The sequence below is a fragment of the Gordonia lacunae genome (genome assembly GCF_002149015.1).
GTDB lineage: Bacteria > Actinomycetota > Actinomycetes > Mycobacteriales > Mycobacteriaceae > Gordonia > Gordonia lacunae.
This window is the reverse complement of sequence record NZ_NGFO01000002.1, coordinates 182,128-196,027: the sequence shown is the minus strand read 5'-3', so window position 1 is coordinate 196,027 and position 13,900 is coordinate 182,128. Positions and strand designations below refer to the sequence as shown.

Annotated in this window: 16 protein-coding genes; 13 read left to right on the top strand and 3 right to left on the bottom strand. The window is 68.0% G+C overall.

The features are described 5' to 3' along the window. The first annotated feature begins 32 nt into the window (after positions 1-32). The 6 genes from CA982_RS02705 (at position 33) to CA982_RS02680 (ending at position 5,710) form a co-directional block, all read left to right on the top strand. The gene (locus tag CA982_RS02705) at positions 33-1,373 is read left to right on the top strand and encodes a DUF445 domain-containing protein (protein ID WP_086533801.1); all 1,341 of its coding nucleotides are present in this window, start codon (positions 33-35) and stop codon (positions 1,371-1,373) included. Positions 1,374-1,530: 157 nt separating this feature from the next. Then, positions 1,531-2,058, top strand: coding sequence for a helix-turn-helix domain-containing protein (locus CA982_RS02700; RefSeq protein ID WP_086533800.1), 528 nt, complete (start codon positions 1,531-1,533; stop codon positions 2,056-2,058). 3 nt (positions 2,059-2,061) lie between these two features. Next, the gene (locus CA982_RS02695; RefSeq protein WP_086533799.1) at positions 2,062-3,318 is read left to right on the top strand and encodes a histone H1-like repetitive region-containing protein; all 1,257 of its coding nucleotides are present in this window, start codon (positions 2,062-2,064) and stop codon (positions 3,316-3,318) included. 69 nt (positions 3,319-3,387) lie between these two features. Next, entirely contained in the window at positions 3,388-3,711 is a 324-nt protein-coding gene (locus CA982_RS02690; protein WP_086533798.1) for a DUF2516 family protein, read from the top strand. Positions 3,712-3,717: 6 nt separating this feature from the next. Next, positions 3,718-4,536 (top strand): MerR family transcriptional regulator, encoded by an 819-nt coding sequence (locus CA982_RS02685; protein ID WP_086533797.1) that lies wholly within the window; start codon positions 3,718-3,720, stop codon positions 4,534-4,536. A 58-nt stretch (positions 4,537-4,594) separates the two neighbouring features. Continuing rightward, positions 4,595-5,710 carry an alpha/beta fold hydrolase gene (locus tag CA982_RS02680; RefSeq protein ID WP_086533796.1) on the top strand — a complete coding sequence of 372 codons (1,116 nt, stop codon included), beginning with the start codon at positions 4,595-4,597 and terminating at the stop codon, positions 5,708-5,710. A gap of 9 nt (positions 5,711-5,719) precedes the next feature. Here CA982_RS02680 and CA982_RS02675 read toward each other — a convergent pair whose 3' ends face one another. Next, the gene (locus tag CA982_RS02675) at positions 5,720-6,814 is read right to left on the bottom strand and encodes a UDP-N-acetylmuramate dehydrogenase (RefSeq protein ID WP_086533795.1); all 1,095 of its coding nucleotides are present in this window, start codon (positions 6,812-6,814) and stop codon (positions 5,720-5,722) included. Between the two features lie 38 nt (positions 6,815-6,852). Here CA982_RS02675 and CA982_RS02670 point away from each other — a divergent pair, with 38 nt between their 5' ends. The 5 genes from CA982_RS02670 to CA982_RS02650 all read left to right on the top strand — a co-directional run bounded on the left by CA982_RS02670 (position 6,853) and on the right by CA982_RS02650 (position 10,741). Continuing rightward, positions 6,853-7,359: a DUF2505 domain-containing protein gene (locus tag CA982_RS02670; RefSeq protein ID WP_086533794.1), complete on the top strand. Its 507-nt coding sequence runs from the start codon at positions 6,853-6,855 to the stop codon at positions 7,357-7,359. 10 nt (positions 7,360-7,369) lie between these two features. After that, on the top strand, positions 7,370-7,882 hold the full coding sequence (locus CA982_RS02665; RefSeq protein ID WP_086533793.1) for a DUF2505 domain-containing protein: 513 nt from the start codon (positions 7,370-7,372) through the stop codon (positions 7,880-7,882). A 92-nt stretch (positions 7,883-7,974) separates the two neighbouring features. Further along, positions 7,975-8,670: a class I SAM-dependent methyltransferase gene (locus CA982_RS02660; RefSeq protein ID WP_244176104.1), complete on the top strand. Its 696-nt coding sequence runs from the start codon at positions 7,975-7,977 to the stop codon at positions 8,668-8,670. A 14-nt stretch (positions 8,671-8,684) separates the two neighbouring features. Next, a complete protein-coding gene (locus tag CA982_RS02655; RefSeq protein ID WP_086533791.1) occupies positions 8,685-9,560 on the top strand; it encodes a carbon-nitrogen hydrolase family protein in 876 nt (291 codons plus the stop codon). Beyond that, positions 9,557-10,741, top strand: coding sequence for a hypothetical protein (locus CA982_RS02650; protein ID WP_086533790.1), 1,185 nt, complete (start codon positions 9,557-9,559; stop codon positions 10,739-10,741). The genes CA982_RS02655 and CA982_RS02650 overlap by 4 nt, the downstream gene beginning before the upstream one ends. Before the next feature lie 25 nt (positions 10,742-10,766). On the opposite strand, the gene CA982_RS02645 is transcribed toward CA982_RS02650, so the two are convergent. Then, positions 10,767-11,390, bottom strand: coding sequence for a hypothetical protein (locus tag CA982_RS02645; protein ID WP_086533789.1), 624 nt, complete (start codon positions 11,388-11,390; stop codon positions 10,767-10,769). Between the two features lie 240 nt (positions 11,391-11,630). Between CA982_RS02645 and CA982_RS27045 the strand changes: the two genes are divergently transcribed. After that, positions 11,631-11,759 carry a hypothetical protein gene (locus CA982_RS27045; protein WP_279627953.1) on the top strand — a complete coding sequence of 43 codons (129 nt, stop codon included), beginning with the start codon at positions 11,631-11,633 and terminating at the stop codon, positions 11,757-11,759. Positions 11,760-12,266: 507 nt separating this feature from the next. Here CA982_RS27045 and purU read toward each other — a convergent pair. Next, positions 12,267-13,178: a formyltetrahydrofolate deformylase gene (gene purU / locus CA982_RS02640; protein ID WP_086533788.1), complete on the bottom strand. Its 912-nt coding sequence runs from the start codon at positions 13,176-13,178 to the stop codon at positions 12,267-12,269. Between the two features lie 27 nt (positions 13,179-13,205). On the opposite strand from purU, the gene deoC reads away from it, so the two are divergent. Next, the gene (gene deoC / locus CA982_RS02635) at positions 13,206-13,883 is read left to right on the top strand and encodes a deoxyribose-phosphate aldolase (RefSeq protein WP_208617863.1); all 678 of its coding nucleotides are present in this window, start codon (positions 13,206-13,208) and stop codon (positions 13,881-13,883) included. Positions 13,884-13,900 lie beyond the last annotated feature (17 nt).

Below are 13,900 nucleotides of genomic sequence, written 5' to 3'. Positions count from 1 at the left end.
AGCGTAGTCGCTCGATGGGTGACACTGGTTCCATGGCATCGACAGTCATCCCGGGAGTCGCCGGTCAGCACGAGGGTCCGCCGGCGAAGGCGTCCGCGCCCGGATTCGGCGGGAACAGCGCCGGAGACGAGGGCAGGCGCAGGGACCTACGCAAGATGAAAGCGGTGGCCACGGGCTTCCTGGTCTTCGCGGCGATCGTGTACCTGTTCACCCGCTACCTCGAGCATCGCGACGGCGCCGACGTGGCGGCGTGGGTCGGCTATGTCCGTGCGGCGTCGGAAGCCGGAATGGTGGGCGCGCTCGCCGACTGGTTCGCGGTGACCGCGCTGTTCCGCCATCCGCTGGGCATCCCGATCCCGCACACCGCGTTGATCCGCAAGAAGAAGGACGACATCGGCGACCAGCTCGGCGGCTTCATCGAAGAGAACTTCATGACGCCCGACGTGGTGGTCTATCGCGCCGAGCAACTCGATCTGCCCCGGCGCCTGTCGACGTGGGTCGCGGACCCGCGCAACGCACCGCGGGTGAGCGGTGAGGCCGCGCGCGCGATCAAACTCGCCGCCGAGATGCTGCGCGACGAGGACGTCGAACAGCTCATCCAGGCGGCGCTGAAGTGGGCGGCCGAACCGCAGTGGGCGCCGCCCACCGGGCGCATCCTCGAACAGCTCATCGCCGAGGACCGGTTGGAGCCGGTCTTCCAGTTGCTGTGTGACCGCGCCCACGAGTGGGCGGTCGGCAGTCAGGACCTGGTCGACCGGGTGGTGGACCGGGACGGGCCGCAGTGGACGCCGAAGTTCGTGAACAGCCTCGTGGGCGACCGGATCTATCGTGAACTCGTCGACTTCACCTACAAGGTGCGGGTGGATCCCGATCACGAATTGCGGCGCGCCATGCACGAATTCGTGGAGAAGTTCGCCGACGATCTGCAGAACGACCCCGAGATGATCGCGAAGTTCGAGGCGCTCAAGCTCGAACTGGTGGGTCGCGACGAGGTGACCGGCGCGGCGTCGACCGCATGGCAGACCGGCAAGGCCGTGATCGAGGAGATGCTGTCGGACCCGAACAGCACTCTGCGGAACACGTTGTCGGACTCGATCATCCAGCTCGCCGAGCGAATCCGCGACGATCGCCCGCTGCAGGAGAAGATGAACGGCTGGGTGGCGAGGGTCGCCCACCACGTCGCCGCGAACTATTCGCAGGAGATCATCTCGGTCATCACCGAGACCGTGCGTGGCTGGGATGCCGACGACACCAGTCGCAAGATCGAACTGCAGGTCGGCCGGGACCTGCAGTTCATCCGGATCAACGGCACGGTCGTCGGTGCACTCGCCGGACTCGTCATCTACTCCACGTCGGTGCTGATCTTCTCCTGACGAGTCATGGGGTGGCAGCCCGCGGCTCCGGCAGTTTGCTGTGTGCTTGCACGGGTTAGCAGTCGTGTTGATACTGGGGGAACGGGCGAAAGTCGGACACATCGCCGAATGCCCCGACCGACGACACCGGAGCAGGTCCAGGAGAACGGAGCGTTTGATGCAGCCCGAGAAGGACGAAGCGTCTCGCGACGCGGACGACGCCTCGGTCGCAGAAGTGGTCCGCGACGCCGGTGGGGCGGGCGAATCATCGACTGCCGCAGCCGATCCCGGCTCTGCGGAAGCCGAGCAGGACGGGTCGACCCCCATCGCTGTCGAGGCGGTGGAGGCGGTTGCCAACGCGGCCCAGGACATCGGCGCCTTCATCCGATCGCAACGCGTCGCGGGCAAGGTCTCGCTGCGTCAGCTCGCGGAGCGGGCCGGCGTGAGCAATCCCTACCTCAGTCAGATCGAGCGTGGACTGCGGAAACCGTCGGCCGAGGTGCTCGCCCAGATCGCCAAGGGGCTCCGCGTGTCGGCCGAGGTCCTGTATGTGCGGGCGGGGATACTCGAAGAACGGCCCGCGAGCCCGGTCCGTGATGCTCTCATCGCAGATGACTCCATCAACGAACGCCAGAAGCAGATGTTGCTGGAGATCTACGAGTCATTCCGAAAAGAGAACACGATCGAGTCGACCGGCAAGGAGTAGCTGATGAGCGAGAACCCGTTGACCACAGCCGTGGGGCAGGTGGCTGCTCTGCTCGCAGACGTGCGCGAGCGCGGCGAGGCCGCGAGCGAGCAGGCCCAATCGAAGCTCGTCGAGACGGTCGGTTCCACCCAGGCCAAGGTCGCCGATGCCCAATCCAAGCTTGCCGAGACTGTCGGTTCAACCCAGTCGAGGCTTGCCGAGACTGTCGGTTCAACACAGTCGAAACTCGAGGCGCGGTTGACGGGTTCGCGGGACGATGCGCAGGCGCGGATCGACGAGGCGCTCGCGACGGCCCTGGCGCTGTTCGAGGAGGCGAGGACCAAGCTGTCGGCCCTGCCGGTCGAGCTGCCCGCGGAGATCGAGGACCTGAAGGCGCGGTTCTCGCCGGAGGAGCTTCGTAAGGTCGCCGAGGCGTACCTGGCGGTGGCCGCGGGACTGTTGACCGCGCTGTCGGAACGACGCGACGAGGCGGTGGAGAAGCTCAAGGCCCAGCCGCTCGTCGGCGAGAACCTGCCGAAGCTCGAGAAGGTGTACAACGACGCCGTCGGCCTCACCGAAGACGCGTTGGGCACGATCTCGGTGCAGACACGCGCGGTCGGCGAACGCGCCCTGAAGCTGGCCAGCCGTACCGACGGCGATGCCGAGGCGCCGGCGGACACCCCGAGGTCCGGGCAGTCGGGAGCCAAGGCGCTCTCGCCGAAGGCGGCGGCCAAGGTCGCGGAGGTCAAGGCGGCCGTCGACCGGGCGCCGGTGAGCACGGCTCCCGAGCCGGTCGAGGCCCAGAACGCCGCTGCGACGAAGGCTTCCGCCACGAAGGCGGCAGCGACGGCGGCGACCAAGGCGCCGGCGAAGAAAACCCCGGCGAAGAAAACCCCGGCCAAGAAAGCCCCGGCGAAGAAAGCCGCCGCCGGCAAGGCGGCACCCGCCAAGGCCGCCACCAAGAAGGCCGCGGCCGTTCGAGGTGCGGCCGAACGCGCCGCAGCCAAGAAGACAGTGGGGGCCAAGAAGACGGTGGGGGCCAAGAAGACCGCCGGGGCCACGAAGACGGCGGGGGCCGCCACCCCGGCCACGAAGGCGCCGGAGGAGAAGGCACCCGCGAAGAAGGCCCCGGCCAAGAAAGCCGCCGCGACCAAGGCTCCGGCGAAGAAGACCGTGGCCAAGAAGACCGCGGCGAAGAAGACCGCGGCGAAGAAAGCCCCGGCCAAGAAAGCCCCGGCCAAGAAGACGCCGGCGAAGAAGGCGCCCCCGGGCGCCGAGTGACGCCGAGCGGGGCAGGTGACGGGCCCCGCATCGTAGGGTGTCGCAGCAAACCGGACTCGCGCGACTACAGTGTTCGACGTGGACTTCTTCAGCGTATTGGCGTACGGCCAGAGTCTGATCATGTTGACCCTGACGCTGGTCGCGGGAATCGCCTCGACCGTCGCGCTGATCCATGCGGCCATCCAGCGTCCCGACGCCTTCCCGGCGGTGGACCGGCAGAGCAAGGTCATCTGGGTCTCGATCCTTGCCGCCGCGACCCTGTTCATCTGGTTCTTCGGAGCGGTGAACTTCCTCGGCATCATCGGTGTGGTCGCGATGCTCGTGTACCTCGTCGACGTGCGCAAACGGGTCGACGACATCCAGGGCAAGTCCTGGTTCAGCAAAAGGGCCTGACTCGTCGTGGCGGAATATCGGATCAACGAGCTGGCCGAGGCGTCCGGGGTCAGCGTGCGCAACATCCGGGTCTACCAAGACCGCGGACTGCTGCCGCCTCCCACCATCCGCGGCCGCGCCGGCTGGTACTCCGACCAGCACCTCGTCCGGTTGAACCTCATCTCGCGCATGCTCGAGCGCGGGTACACCTTCGCCACCATCAGTGAGCTCCTCCACGCGGCGCATCACGGCATGCGGGTCGAGCAGATCCTGCGTGGCACGCCGAAGGGCGGCCGGTTCCGCAACTTCAAACGCGCCGCGACGATCACCATCACCGAGCTGCGCAAGACGCTGAATGCCAGCGACCGGTCCATCGCACTCAGTCAGAAGCTCGGGCTGCTGGCGAAGGACGGTGCGCATTACGCCATCCGGAACCCGGAGTTACTCGAGGGCGCCGAGATCCTGGTCAAGAGCGGGGTCGACATCGATGTCCTGCTCGACCGGTGGGTACGCGTCCAGGAAGACCTCGAGGACGTCGCCACCAGCTTCGTCTCGATCATCACCGACAAGTACTTCGACGAGAACCTTCCCGACCTGGGGGAGGCCGGGGTCAGCGAGATGGCCGACCTGATCCAGACCGTCCGGCCGATCGCCCACGAGATCGTCGAGACCACCTTCCGCAAGGCGCTCGACGAGCAGATCTCGAAGGCCATCGGTCGGGCGGCCACCTATTTCGACGCCGAGGTTCCCGCGCCGATCCTGCCTGCCGACGAGGAGTCGGACCAGGTACAGCCGGACTATGAGACAACGGACGTTGGTACATTAAACCCTGAGACGGGGCGCTGAGCCGGATTCGGTGCCTGCCAGAGGGCCGGCGAGGTCCTCCAGAGGTGAGGAGTGCCGGGTGAACACGAAGTCGTTGGCCAGTGCGGGCGGAGTCGCCACCGCGATCGGAGTGGGCGCGGTCGCGCTGGGGATCGGAACCATCTTCACGCGCCTCGCGCGTGAGGCGCTGCACGCCGAGGTCGCCGTCGACGACGGCCCGGACGATCTCCTCACCCGGCCCGACAACCCCCCGCAGCGCCTCGAGGTCCGCACCGCCGACGGCACGCGGCTCAATGTCGAGGTGTACGGGGATTCCGCCGACCCCGACGTGAACGACACGGGCGATGTCATCGTGATGGTCCACGGCTGGACCTGCAACACCGCCTACTGGTATCCGCAGATCAATCACCTCGCCGCCACCGAGGGAGGCTCCCGGCGGGTCGTCACCTACGACCAGCGGGGTCACGGTCGCAGCGAACGCGGTCGCCGCCGGCCGACCGTCGCGATGCTCGGTCAGGATCTCGACGCGGTGCTGGACGCCGCGGTGCCCGCGGACCGGCGCGCGATCCTGGTGGGACACAGCATGGGCGGCATGACGATCATGTCGTGGGCCGCCCAGAACCCCGAGAAGGTCGGGTCGCGGGTGTCGTCGGTCGTCCTGGTGTCGACCGCGGCCAAGGCGGTCATGGACAACCATCTGCTGATCCCGGTCGACCTGCCCGTCTACGCCAAGCCGTTCGCGCCCGCGGCCGCGAAGATGATCACCTCGGTCCCCGTGCCCATCCCGAAGACGTCCTACGGCGTGCGCTTCTCCCACTACATCGCGCTGGGCCCCAACGCCCGCCGGGCGCACGTGGAGTTCGTCGACGAGATGATCGGGGCGTGCCCGCCCCGCGCCCGCGCCGGGTGGGGGTCGGCGATGGGGAAGCTGGACGTCACCGCCGGACTCGCGGTGCTGTCGGTGCCCACCACGGTGGTCGTCGGCACAGAGGACCGGCTCACGCCGCGACTGCACGCCGAGCAGATGGCGGAGGTGTTGCGCCGAAACGGTTCCCTGCGCGACCTGGTGGTCTACGAGGGTGTCGGGCACATGTCGAGCATCGAGGCCGCCGAGCGCTTCAACGCGCTCCTCGACGAGGTCGTCGCCGAGAGCTCGCGGGCCACCGAGGAGCGCAAGGACATCCAGTCGGTCTGACGATCCTCGTCAGAGACTGCAGTTGACCAGGACCGGCTCGGGTCGCAGCGTCACCCCGAACGCATCGACGACGCCGTCGCGCACCTCGCGTGCCAGGTCGAGCAGTTGCGTGGTGGTCGCTGAGCCCCGATTGGTCAGTGCCAGAGTGTGTTTGGTCGACAACCGGACCGCCGCGTCCGGACCCGGGTGTCCGCGGTGGAATCCGGCCCGTTCGATCAGCCACCCGGCCGACAACTTGATCGCCCGGTCGGCGTCGTCGGAACCGGCGGGATAGGTCGGGATCGCGACATCGTCGCCGACGCGCGCCGCGATCCGCTCGAGTACCGCCGGGGCCTCGACCCCCGGCACGATCGGATTCGTGAAAAACGAACCGGCACTCCAGGTGTCGAAATCCGTGGCGTCGAGGACCATGCCCTTGCCGGCCCGCAGGTCCAGGACGGCCGCACGGACCTCCGCCGCGTCGACACGATCATCCGGTTCGACGCCCACGCGGGTCGCGAGCTCGCGGTAGCGGATGGGCTGGCTCGCGCGATTCTCGTTCAGCCAGAACGACACCGCCACCACCACGAAGTCGTTTCGGTGCTTCAGATTGCTGGTGCGGTAGCCCAGGCCGAGTTCGGTGGGGGAGACCCACCGCAGGGTGCCGGAGCGTCGGTCCAGGACCTGCACGGACCGCAGGATGTCGGCCACCTCGACGCCGTAGGCGCCGACGTTCTGCACCGGCGTCGCGCCCGCGGCGCCCGGGATGCCGGACAGGCACTCCAGTCCGCCGTGGCCCGCGTCGATCGTCGCGGCGACCAGCTCGTCCCAGCCGACCCCGGCGTCGGCGACGACGTGCGGGCGGCCCGATTCGCGACCCGAGCCGAAGTCGATGCGGTCACTCGCGAGCACGACCGCGGTCCCGTCGAAGCCGGCGTCGCCGATGACGAGATTGGAGCCGCCACCGATTACGAGGACCGGCTCGGAGCGTTCGTCGAGGTCGAGGATGGTCTCCACGATGGTTCGGGTGTCCTCGCACCGGAGGATCTCGCGCGCCGGGCCGCCCAGACGCAGGGTGGTCAGCTCGGCGAGGGGCGCGCTCAGCGGCGCCTGCGTGTCGGTCACGTCCTCAACGTTAACCGGCGGGCGGTAGCGTTCTCATCATGGCGAGCAAGCTGCAGCACACGGTGTCCTATCCCTTCTCCACCGCGCGTCTGTGGGCGATCTACACCACCGAGAAGTACTGGCACGACCTCGTCGAGCGCATGAACTCCGGGCACGGGCATGTCGAGAAGGTGACCATCGCCGAGGACACGGTGACGGTGGAGATCCAGCAGGGCATCCCCGCGGACAAGCTGCCCTCCGCGGTCACCAAGGTGATGCCGGGCGACCTCCGAATCCCGCGCAAGAACACATACCGCCTGGTCGGCGACCGGATCGAGGGGGAGACCCAGGCGACGGTCGACGGGGCGCCGGTGCCGGTCGAGGTCACCGGCACGTTGCTGACGACCGGCGATCCGGCGACCACCGACAACCGCGCCGAGGTGTCGGTCAACCTGCCGCTCTTCGGCGGCAAGATCGAGAAGTCGGTGGTCAGCGAGTTGTCGGCACTGCTCGACGCCGAGCGTGGACACACCGTCGAGTGGGAGAGCGAAAACCCGCTGACGTAGCCTGGTCTGCATGGCACGACGGCTCAGCTACTCCGCTCGGTACGCACAGTCCGCGGAGAAGCTCTACCAGGCCCAGAGCATCAAGCAGTACTGGGACGACATGATGGCGGGCTTCCAGATGATCTCCCCGCATTGCGAGGTCGACTCCTTCGTCTCCGACGAGACGGGGATCCGGGTGGTCCTCAAGCAGACGATCGGGCGCGACCAACTGCCCGCGCTGGCGCAGACGGTGATGAAGAAGGACATGGTCATCACCCGCGAGGAGACCCTGGGCCCGTTCGATCCGGACAACACCAAGGGCACGTACAACGCGTCGATCCCGGCGGGACCGGGCAGCCTCAACGGCTGGCAGGAGCTGTTCCCGACGGAGAACGGTGGCTGCACGATCCGCCGGACCAGCGAGGCGAAGGTCTTCGTCCCGTTCGTCAACGGCAAGCTCGAGCAGATGATCCTGATCAACCTCGTCGACCTCTTCCGCGCCGAGGCCGAGTACGCCAAGGACTGGGTCGACAAGAACTTGTGAGCCGTCCCGGTCTCGGCCGAACACCCAGACCGCAGGGGCGGGTCACCCGGGGTACGACGAACATCAACCGGCTTCGGCGCGTGGACCGATGGATGGTCCACTCGCCGTACGTGCGGTCCGCGCTGGACGTCCCGCGCCCCCTCGTCGTCGACCTCGGTTACGGTGCACGCCCGGACACGACCGTCGAGATGGCCGTGCGGCTCCGCCGGGTCGCGCCGGATCTGGAGATGGTCGGCCTCGAGATCGACCCCGACCGTGTCGTGGAGCCTCGCGACGGTGTCCGGTTCGGACTGGGCGGCTTCGAGCTGGGTGGCCTGCGGCCGCGCGTGGTGCGTGCGTTCAACGTCCTGCGCCAGTATGACGAGAACGAGGTCGACGACGCATGGGCCCGAATGCGCTCCGCGCTTGCGCCGGGCGGGGTCCTCGTCGAGGGCACGTGCGATGAGATCGGCCGACGGTGCAGCTGGGTCCTGCTCGACGCCGACGGGCCGGTCAGCCTGACCCTCAGCTGGGCGCCGGAGCATTCGGACCGTCCGTCGGAACTGGCCGAGCGGCTGCCCAAGGCGCTGATCCATCGCAATGTCCCGGGTGAGCGGGTCCATGCGCTGCTGGCCCTGGCCGACCAGTGCTGGGATGTCGCCGCGCCGCTGGCGCCGTACGGCCCGCGCGCCCGGTGGGTGCATGCGGTCGGTCTGCTGCGCGACCGTGGGGTCGACTGCGAGGTGCCCAGGCGCCGCCTGTCGGACAACGTGCTCACGGTTCCGTGGGAGGCGGTCGCGCCCAGGTAGATACTGTGGCCGCTATGCGTGTCGCGATGGCCCAGATCAGTTCGACCGATGACCCGACCGCCAACCTGGCGACGCTGCGTTCGGCAGCCGAAGACGCGGCGTCCCGCGGCGCCGAGCTCGTCGTGTTCCCCGAGGCCACCATGTGCCGGTTCGGGGTGCCGCTGAAGCCGGTCGCCGAGGACCTCGACGGCCCGTGGGCGCGCGGGGTGTCGGAGGCGGCCGCGGCGTCGGGTGTCACCGTGGTGGCCGGTATGTTCACCCCCTCCGGGGACGGGCGCGTCCGCAACACCGTCGTCGTCGCCCAGCCGGACGGGACGCGTCTCGGATATCACAAGATCCACCTCTACGACGCGTTCGGGTTCACCGAGTCGACGAACGTCGCACCGGGTTCGGAGCCACTGACTTTTGAGGTCGGCGACGTCACCGTCGGCGTCGCCACCTGCTACGACATCCGCTTCCCGGCGCTGTTCACCCACCTCGCGCGGCAGGGCGCCCAGGTGATCGTGGTGCCCACCTCGTGGGGCGCCGGTCCGGGCAAGCTCCGTCAGTGGGAGGTGCTCGCCGCGGCCCGGGCGCTGGACTCGACGACCTTCGTGGTGGCCGTCGACCAGGCATTCCCCACCGATGAGAAGGCCGCGTCGTCGAGCGCGCCCACCGGAATCGGACACAGCCAAATCACAGACCCGTTCGGTACGTTGGTCGCCGCGTATCCGGATAGCATCCGGGTGGACGTGCACGACCTCGACCTAGCACTGGTCGAGAAGGCCCGTACGCAACTGGCGGTCCTCGCCAACGAGCGGCCCCTGCCGGTCGGCGGTGGAACGGACAACGACGTGACGCCGGCCCCCGCGCGGCTCCGCGAGTCAGACGACCCAGGACGGAACCCATGAGCGACAGCAACACGCCCCGCCCCGATTCCTCATCCGGGGACCCCGCCGACGAGACCGGCGAGATCGACCCGCACGCCGGTGACCCCACCCGCTCCGATCCGGCGACCGGTGAGCCGGCTCCGACCGGACCGGGCGGCGAATGGAAGCCGGTGCCCGGCGCTGGCCACAGTGAGCCGCCGGCGACCGAACAGTTCGCGACCGAACCGATCGTCCCGGGTGGGCAGGCCTACTCCGCCATCCCGCCGTCCGACGGCGACACCGCGGATCTGGGCGGCACCAAGCCGCCGACCTCACAGTTCGCGCCCGGTGAGGACCCGTACGGGCCCTCTGCCACCGCGTCGGGACCGATCGCCCCGGGTCCCGCCGACCCGACCGGCAGCGGCCCTGTCGTCACCTCACCGCGCAAGAAGCGCAGCACGGCCAAGATCGTGGCCTTCAGCCTCGTCGGCGTGCTGCTCCTGGCGGTCATCGTTGCGGTCGGCAGCGAGCTGTACCTGCGCAACAAGGTGACCAACTGTCTCGAAGAGTCCTTCAGCGGACTCACCGGCGTGCCGACCGAGGTCTCGCTGAGCCGTAAACCGATCCTCCTGCAGGGCAGCGGTGACATCCCGTTCGTCCAGGTCGACACCGATGACAGTGCGGGGGGCGTCCGTCTGCACATGCGTGCCGACGGCATCTCCGGCACCGAGAACTCCACCGACATCCGCAGTCTCAACGGCACGGGCTTCATCCCGTACGAGCGGATCGTCGAGCTGAGCAAGGAGCAGTCTTCCGGCGCCGGGACCGGCACCGGAACCGGCGCGGGTGGCGTCGGCGCGGTCGAGCAGATCACCGGCAACGCGGCCGACGGCACCTTCGAGGTCCAGGCCGCCTTCCCGGTCATGGTCTTCCAGGTGCCGGTGTCGGCGACCATCAAGCCCGTCCTGAAGGACGGTCGCGTCGACTTCGAGGTCGTGAAGGCCAGCGCGCTGGTCTTCGGCATCCCGCCGGACTTCGCGCAGCAGATCGTCGACCAGATCACCACGTCGTCGCTCGGCCCGTTCTTCGACGAGGTGCAGGTCGATTCGCTGAAGGTGACCGACACCGGGCTCGAGTTCGGGGTCAGCGGTTCGGATGTGCAGCTGACCAGTGAGATGACCGGCTCGTCGTCACAGGGCCAGTCGGGCGGCTGCTCGGTCTGACCGGGTGCGCGCTCCGGCGTCGGGCCTAGACCGTCTCCGGTGGATCGACCGTCAGGAACCAGACCGTCGGGCCGTCGGTCAGGATGAACTCGTCGAAGACCCGGCCACCCCATCTGCGGGCATACACATCGATCATGTGCGCGTCCGCGGTGCTGGCGGTGACCGGCGAGCCGGCGCCGGCGGCCTGTCGCAGAACCGGATCGAGCAGCGCCGCGAGTGTCCCGTGTCGGCGGTGGTCCGGGTGGACCAGCGCGAAGACGATGCTGATCGCGCCGTCGACCGTGCAGGCGCGCGATTTCTCCTGGAGTTCACGAAATCGTGCGATGAAACCGTCGAGGGCGATCACGAAATGCCGTGATCGGGCCGCCAGTTCATCGTCGACCGGCTGGGTGCGGTGGTCGGGGCCCGCAACGGCGATCAGGGCGATCAATTCGCCGTCGGGCGTGAACATTCCGCGCGCACCCGGCAGGTGGTCGGTGAACAAGATGTCGCCGTACCACCGGAATGCCTCGGCCGGGGCGTCGTCGCCCAGGAGCCATCGATAGACCGGGACCTCGCGTATCCCGCTCTCGAGGAGTCCGAGCGCGCGGTCCCGGTCGTCGGCGGTGAGGGGGCATACCCGCACACCGGTCGTCTGCACCTCGGTCATCTCGTCATATCACCATATTCACGCCGCCATCGAAGCGGGTTGTGGGTGACCGGGCGCTATTGCGAGACAAAGCGCATGGTCGTTCTTTTGTTAGCCCTCCATTTGAGAACGTAAACTGCGAATTATTCATATCGGAGGACGTTTCCGTGATCGGTCTGTAACGTCGCCCGCAGGTCGTTCTGCGAGGTGAGACGCGCGACCGCATACCCGGACATCTCACCATCACCAAGGGAGACGGATATGGCAGGCATAGTCGAGGGCGGTATCGCTGGTGCGATCGGAGGGGCGGTCGAGGCGATTCTCGGCGGGCTCGGAGACGCGGGTTCGATCGGCGGCGGATCGATCGACGGCGGCGATTCCGGAAACTGAGTCGACGAATTCCGGTTCGGCAGTTGGTGACGCGTGTCGGCACCAACTGCCGAACTGTTTCGGTGGCCGTTCACGGTGCACAACGACCCCCGCCACGTTGCATTGTCGATGCATTCAGGTATTCGCGAGATTCGATTTCTGCTGATCATAACTTTGCCGATATTGCCTCTCATCTGCCGTTTCGTAAAAGACCGCCGTCGGATCTCACACAAGCGAGCGGTCGAATTCCGCCAACGGGGCAGACATTCTCGAAATGAATATGTAACGTCGATTTCGAGCCGACGCACGGGTGAGAGCGGACGGTGATCTACGAACAATCTCACCGATGACGAAGGAGTAGATATGGCAGACGCAATCGAAGGCGGCATCTCCGGCGCTATCGAGGAGATCCTCGGCAACGTACTCACCGGTTCGCTCGGCGGCGACGAAGACCCGACGTAAGCCGGCACAGACTTGGCAATCGCCCCGCGACATCACGTCGCGGGGCGATTGTCGTTGTCGGGGAAATCAGGTGAAGACGACGGTCTTGCGTCCGTGGACCAGCACACGATCTTCGAGGTGCCACCGCAGGCCGCGGCTGAGTACGAGGGTCTCGATGTCGCGACCCTGGCGGACCATGTCGGCGACCGAGTCGCTGTGGTCGACGCGGATGACGTCCTGCTCGATGATGGGCCCGGCGTCGAGGTCCGCGGTGACGTAGTGGCACGTGGCGCCGATCAGTTTCACCCCGCGCGCGAAGGCCTGATGGTAGGGCCGGGCGCCGATGAAGCTGGGCAGGAAGCTGTGATGGATGTTGATGGCACGCCCGGCCCACGCATCGCACAGTTGCGGCGGCAGGATCTGCATGAACCGCGCCAGCACCACCGCATCGGGCTCGTAGCCCGCCACGATCCGGCCGACTTCGGCGAAGGCCTCGGCCTTGCGTTCGCCCCCGAACGGCACATGGTGGAACGGAACACCGAAACGGGTGGTGAGGTCCTCCAGTTCGCGGTGGTTGCCGACGACGGCCCGGATCTCGGCCGGGAGTTCTCCTCGGTGAGCGCGACCGAGGAGATCGATGAGGCAATGGCTCTCCTTGCTCACCAGGAGGACCGCGGATTTGGTCTCTCGCGAATCGGTCAGGCGCCATTCGGTCTCGGGCCCGAGTTCGGCGGCCACCTCCGCGGCGAACCGGGCGCGGAGCTCCGCGGCGCTCGACGACGCCGAGTCGGCGCGGATGGCCTGGCGGGTGAAGAACCAGCCGGTCTCCTCGTCGGAGTGGTAGGCCGCCTCGGTGATCCAGCCGCCCACGTCGGTGAGGAAGGTCGAGATCCGGGCCACGATGCCGGTGCGGTCGGGGCAGCCGAGCGTGAGCACGTACCGGTGCTCGGTCTGATCTGTCTGGGTTCGACTCGTCTGGGTCGTCTGTCCGGGGGCCACGACAGTCAGTGTGCCAAGCTCGTCGGTGTGACGAACAAGGACCTGCGACGCGGCGATGTCGCCGCCATCATCGACCACACGCTGCTGAAGCCGGAGGCGACCCGCGCCGACGCGGAGGCCACTGTTGCCGAGGCTGCGCGGCTCGGGGTGTTCGCCGTCTGTCTGTCGCCGTCGATGCTCCCGATCGACACCGGGGAACAGCGGACCTGCGTGGTGGCGGGGTTCCCCTCCGGAAAGCACCACTCCCTGGTCAAGGGTGCCGAGGCGCGCCTGGCCGTGGATTCCGGCGCGCACGAGGTCGACATGGTGATCGATGTGGGCGCGGCCGTCGACGGCCGGTTCGACGAGGTGTTCGCCGACGTTCTCACGGTCCGCGAGGCGGTCGGGGACGAGACCCTCCTGAAAGTGATCATCGAGTCGGCGGCGCTGCTGCAGCTCGCCGGGCCGGACACCGTCACCGAGGTGTGCCGCCGCGCCGAACGGGCCGGTGCGTCCATGGTGAAGACGTCGACCGGGTTCCATCCGGCGGGCGGCGCGAGCGTCGAGGCGGTGCGACTGATGCGTGCGGCGGTGAGCGATCGGGTGGGGGTGAAGGCGAGTGGTGGGATCCGGACCGCCGACGCCGCTGCCGAACTCATCGCTGCCGGCGCGACCCGACTCGGGTTGTCCGCGTCGGCCGCCGTCCTCGACGGTTTCCCCGAGTAGGCGGCCGACGACGCGGA

What these genes read in the sequence shown, in the direction of transcription:
- CA982_RS02705 (WP_086533801.1), top strand. Translation starts at nt 33, where the DNA reads ATGGCATCGACAGTCATCCCGGGAGTCGCCGGTCAGCACGAGGGTCCG.
- CA982_RS02700 (WP_086533800.1), top strand. Translation starts at nt 1,531, where the DNA reads ATGCAGCCCGAGAAGGACGAAGCGTCTCGCGACGCGGACGACGCCTCG.
- CA982_RS02695 (WP_086533799.1), top strand. Translation starts at nt 2,062, where the DNA reads ATGAGCGAGAACCCGTTGACCACAGCCGTGGGGCAGGTGGCTGCTCTG.
- CA982_RS02670 (WP_086533794.1), top strand. Translation starts at nt 6,853, where the DNA reads ATGGCGAGCAAGCTGCAGCACACGGTGTCCTATCCCTTCTCCACCGCG.
- CA982_RS02665 (WP_086533793.1), top strand. Translation starts at nt 7,370, where the DNA reads ATGGCACGACGGCTCAGCTACTCCGCTCGGTACGCACAGTCCGCGGAG.
- CA982_RS02660 (WP_244176104.1), top strand. Translation starts at nt 7,975, where the DNA reads ATGGTCCACTCGCCGTACGTGCGGTCCGCGCTGGACGTCCCGCGCCCC.
- CA982_RS02655 (WP_086533791.1), top strand. Translation starts at nt 8,685, where the DNA reads ATGCGTGTCGCGATGGCCCAGATCAGTTCGACCGATGACCCGACCGCC.
- CA982_RS02650 (WP_086533790.1), top strand. Translation starts at nt 9,557, where the DNA reads ATGAGCGACAGCAACACGCCCCGCCCCGATTCCTCATCCGGGGACCCC.
- CA982_RS02645 (WP_086533789.1), bottom strand. Translation starts at nt 11,390, where the DNA reads ATGACCGAGGTGCAGACGACCGGTGTGCGGGTATGCCCCCTCACCGCC.
- CA982_RS27045 (WP_279627953.1), top strand. Translation starts at nt 11,631, where the DNA reads ATGGCAGGCATAGTCGAGGGCGGTATCGCTGGTGCGATCGGAGGGGCG.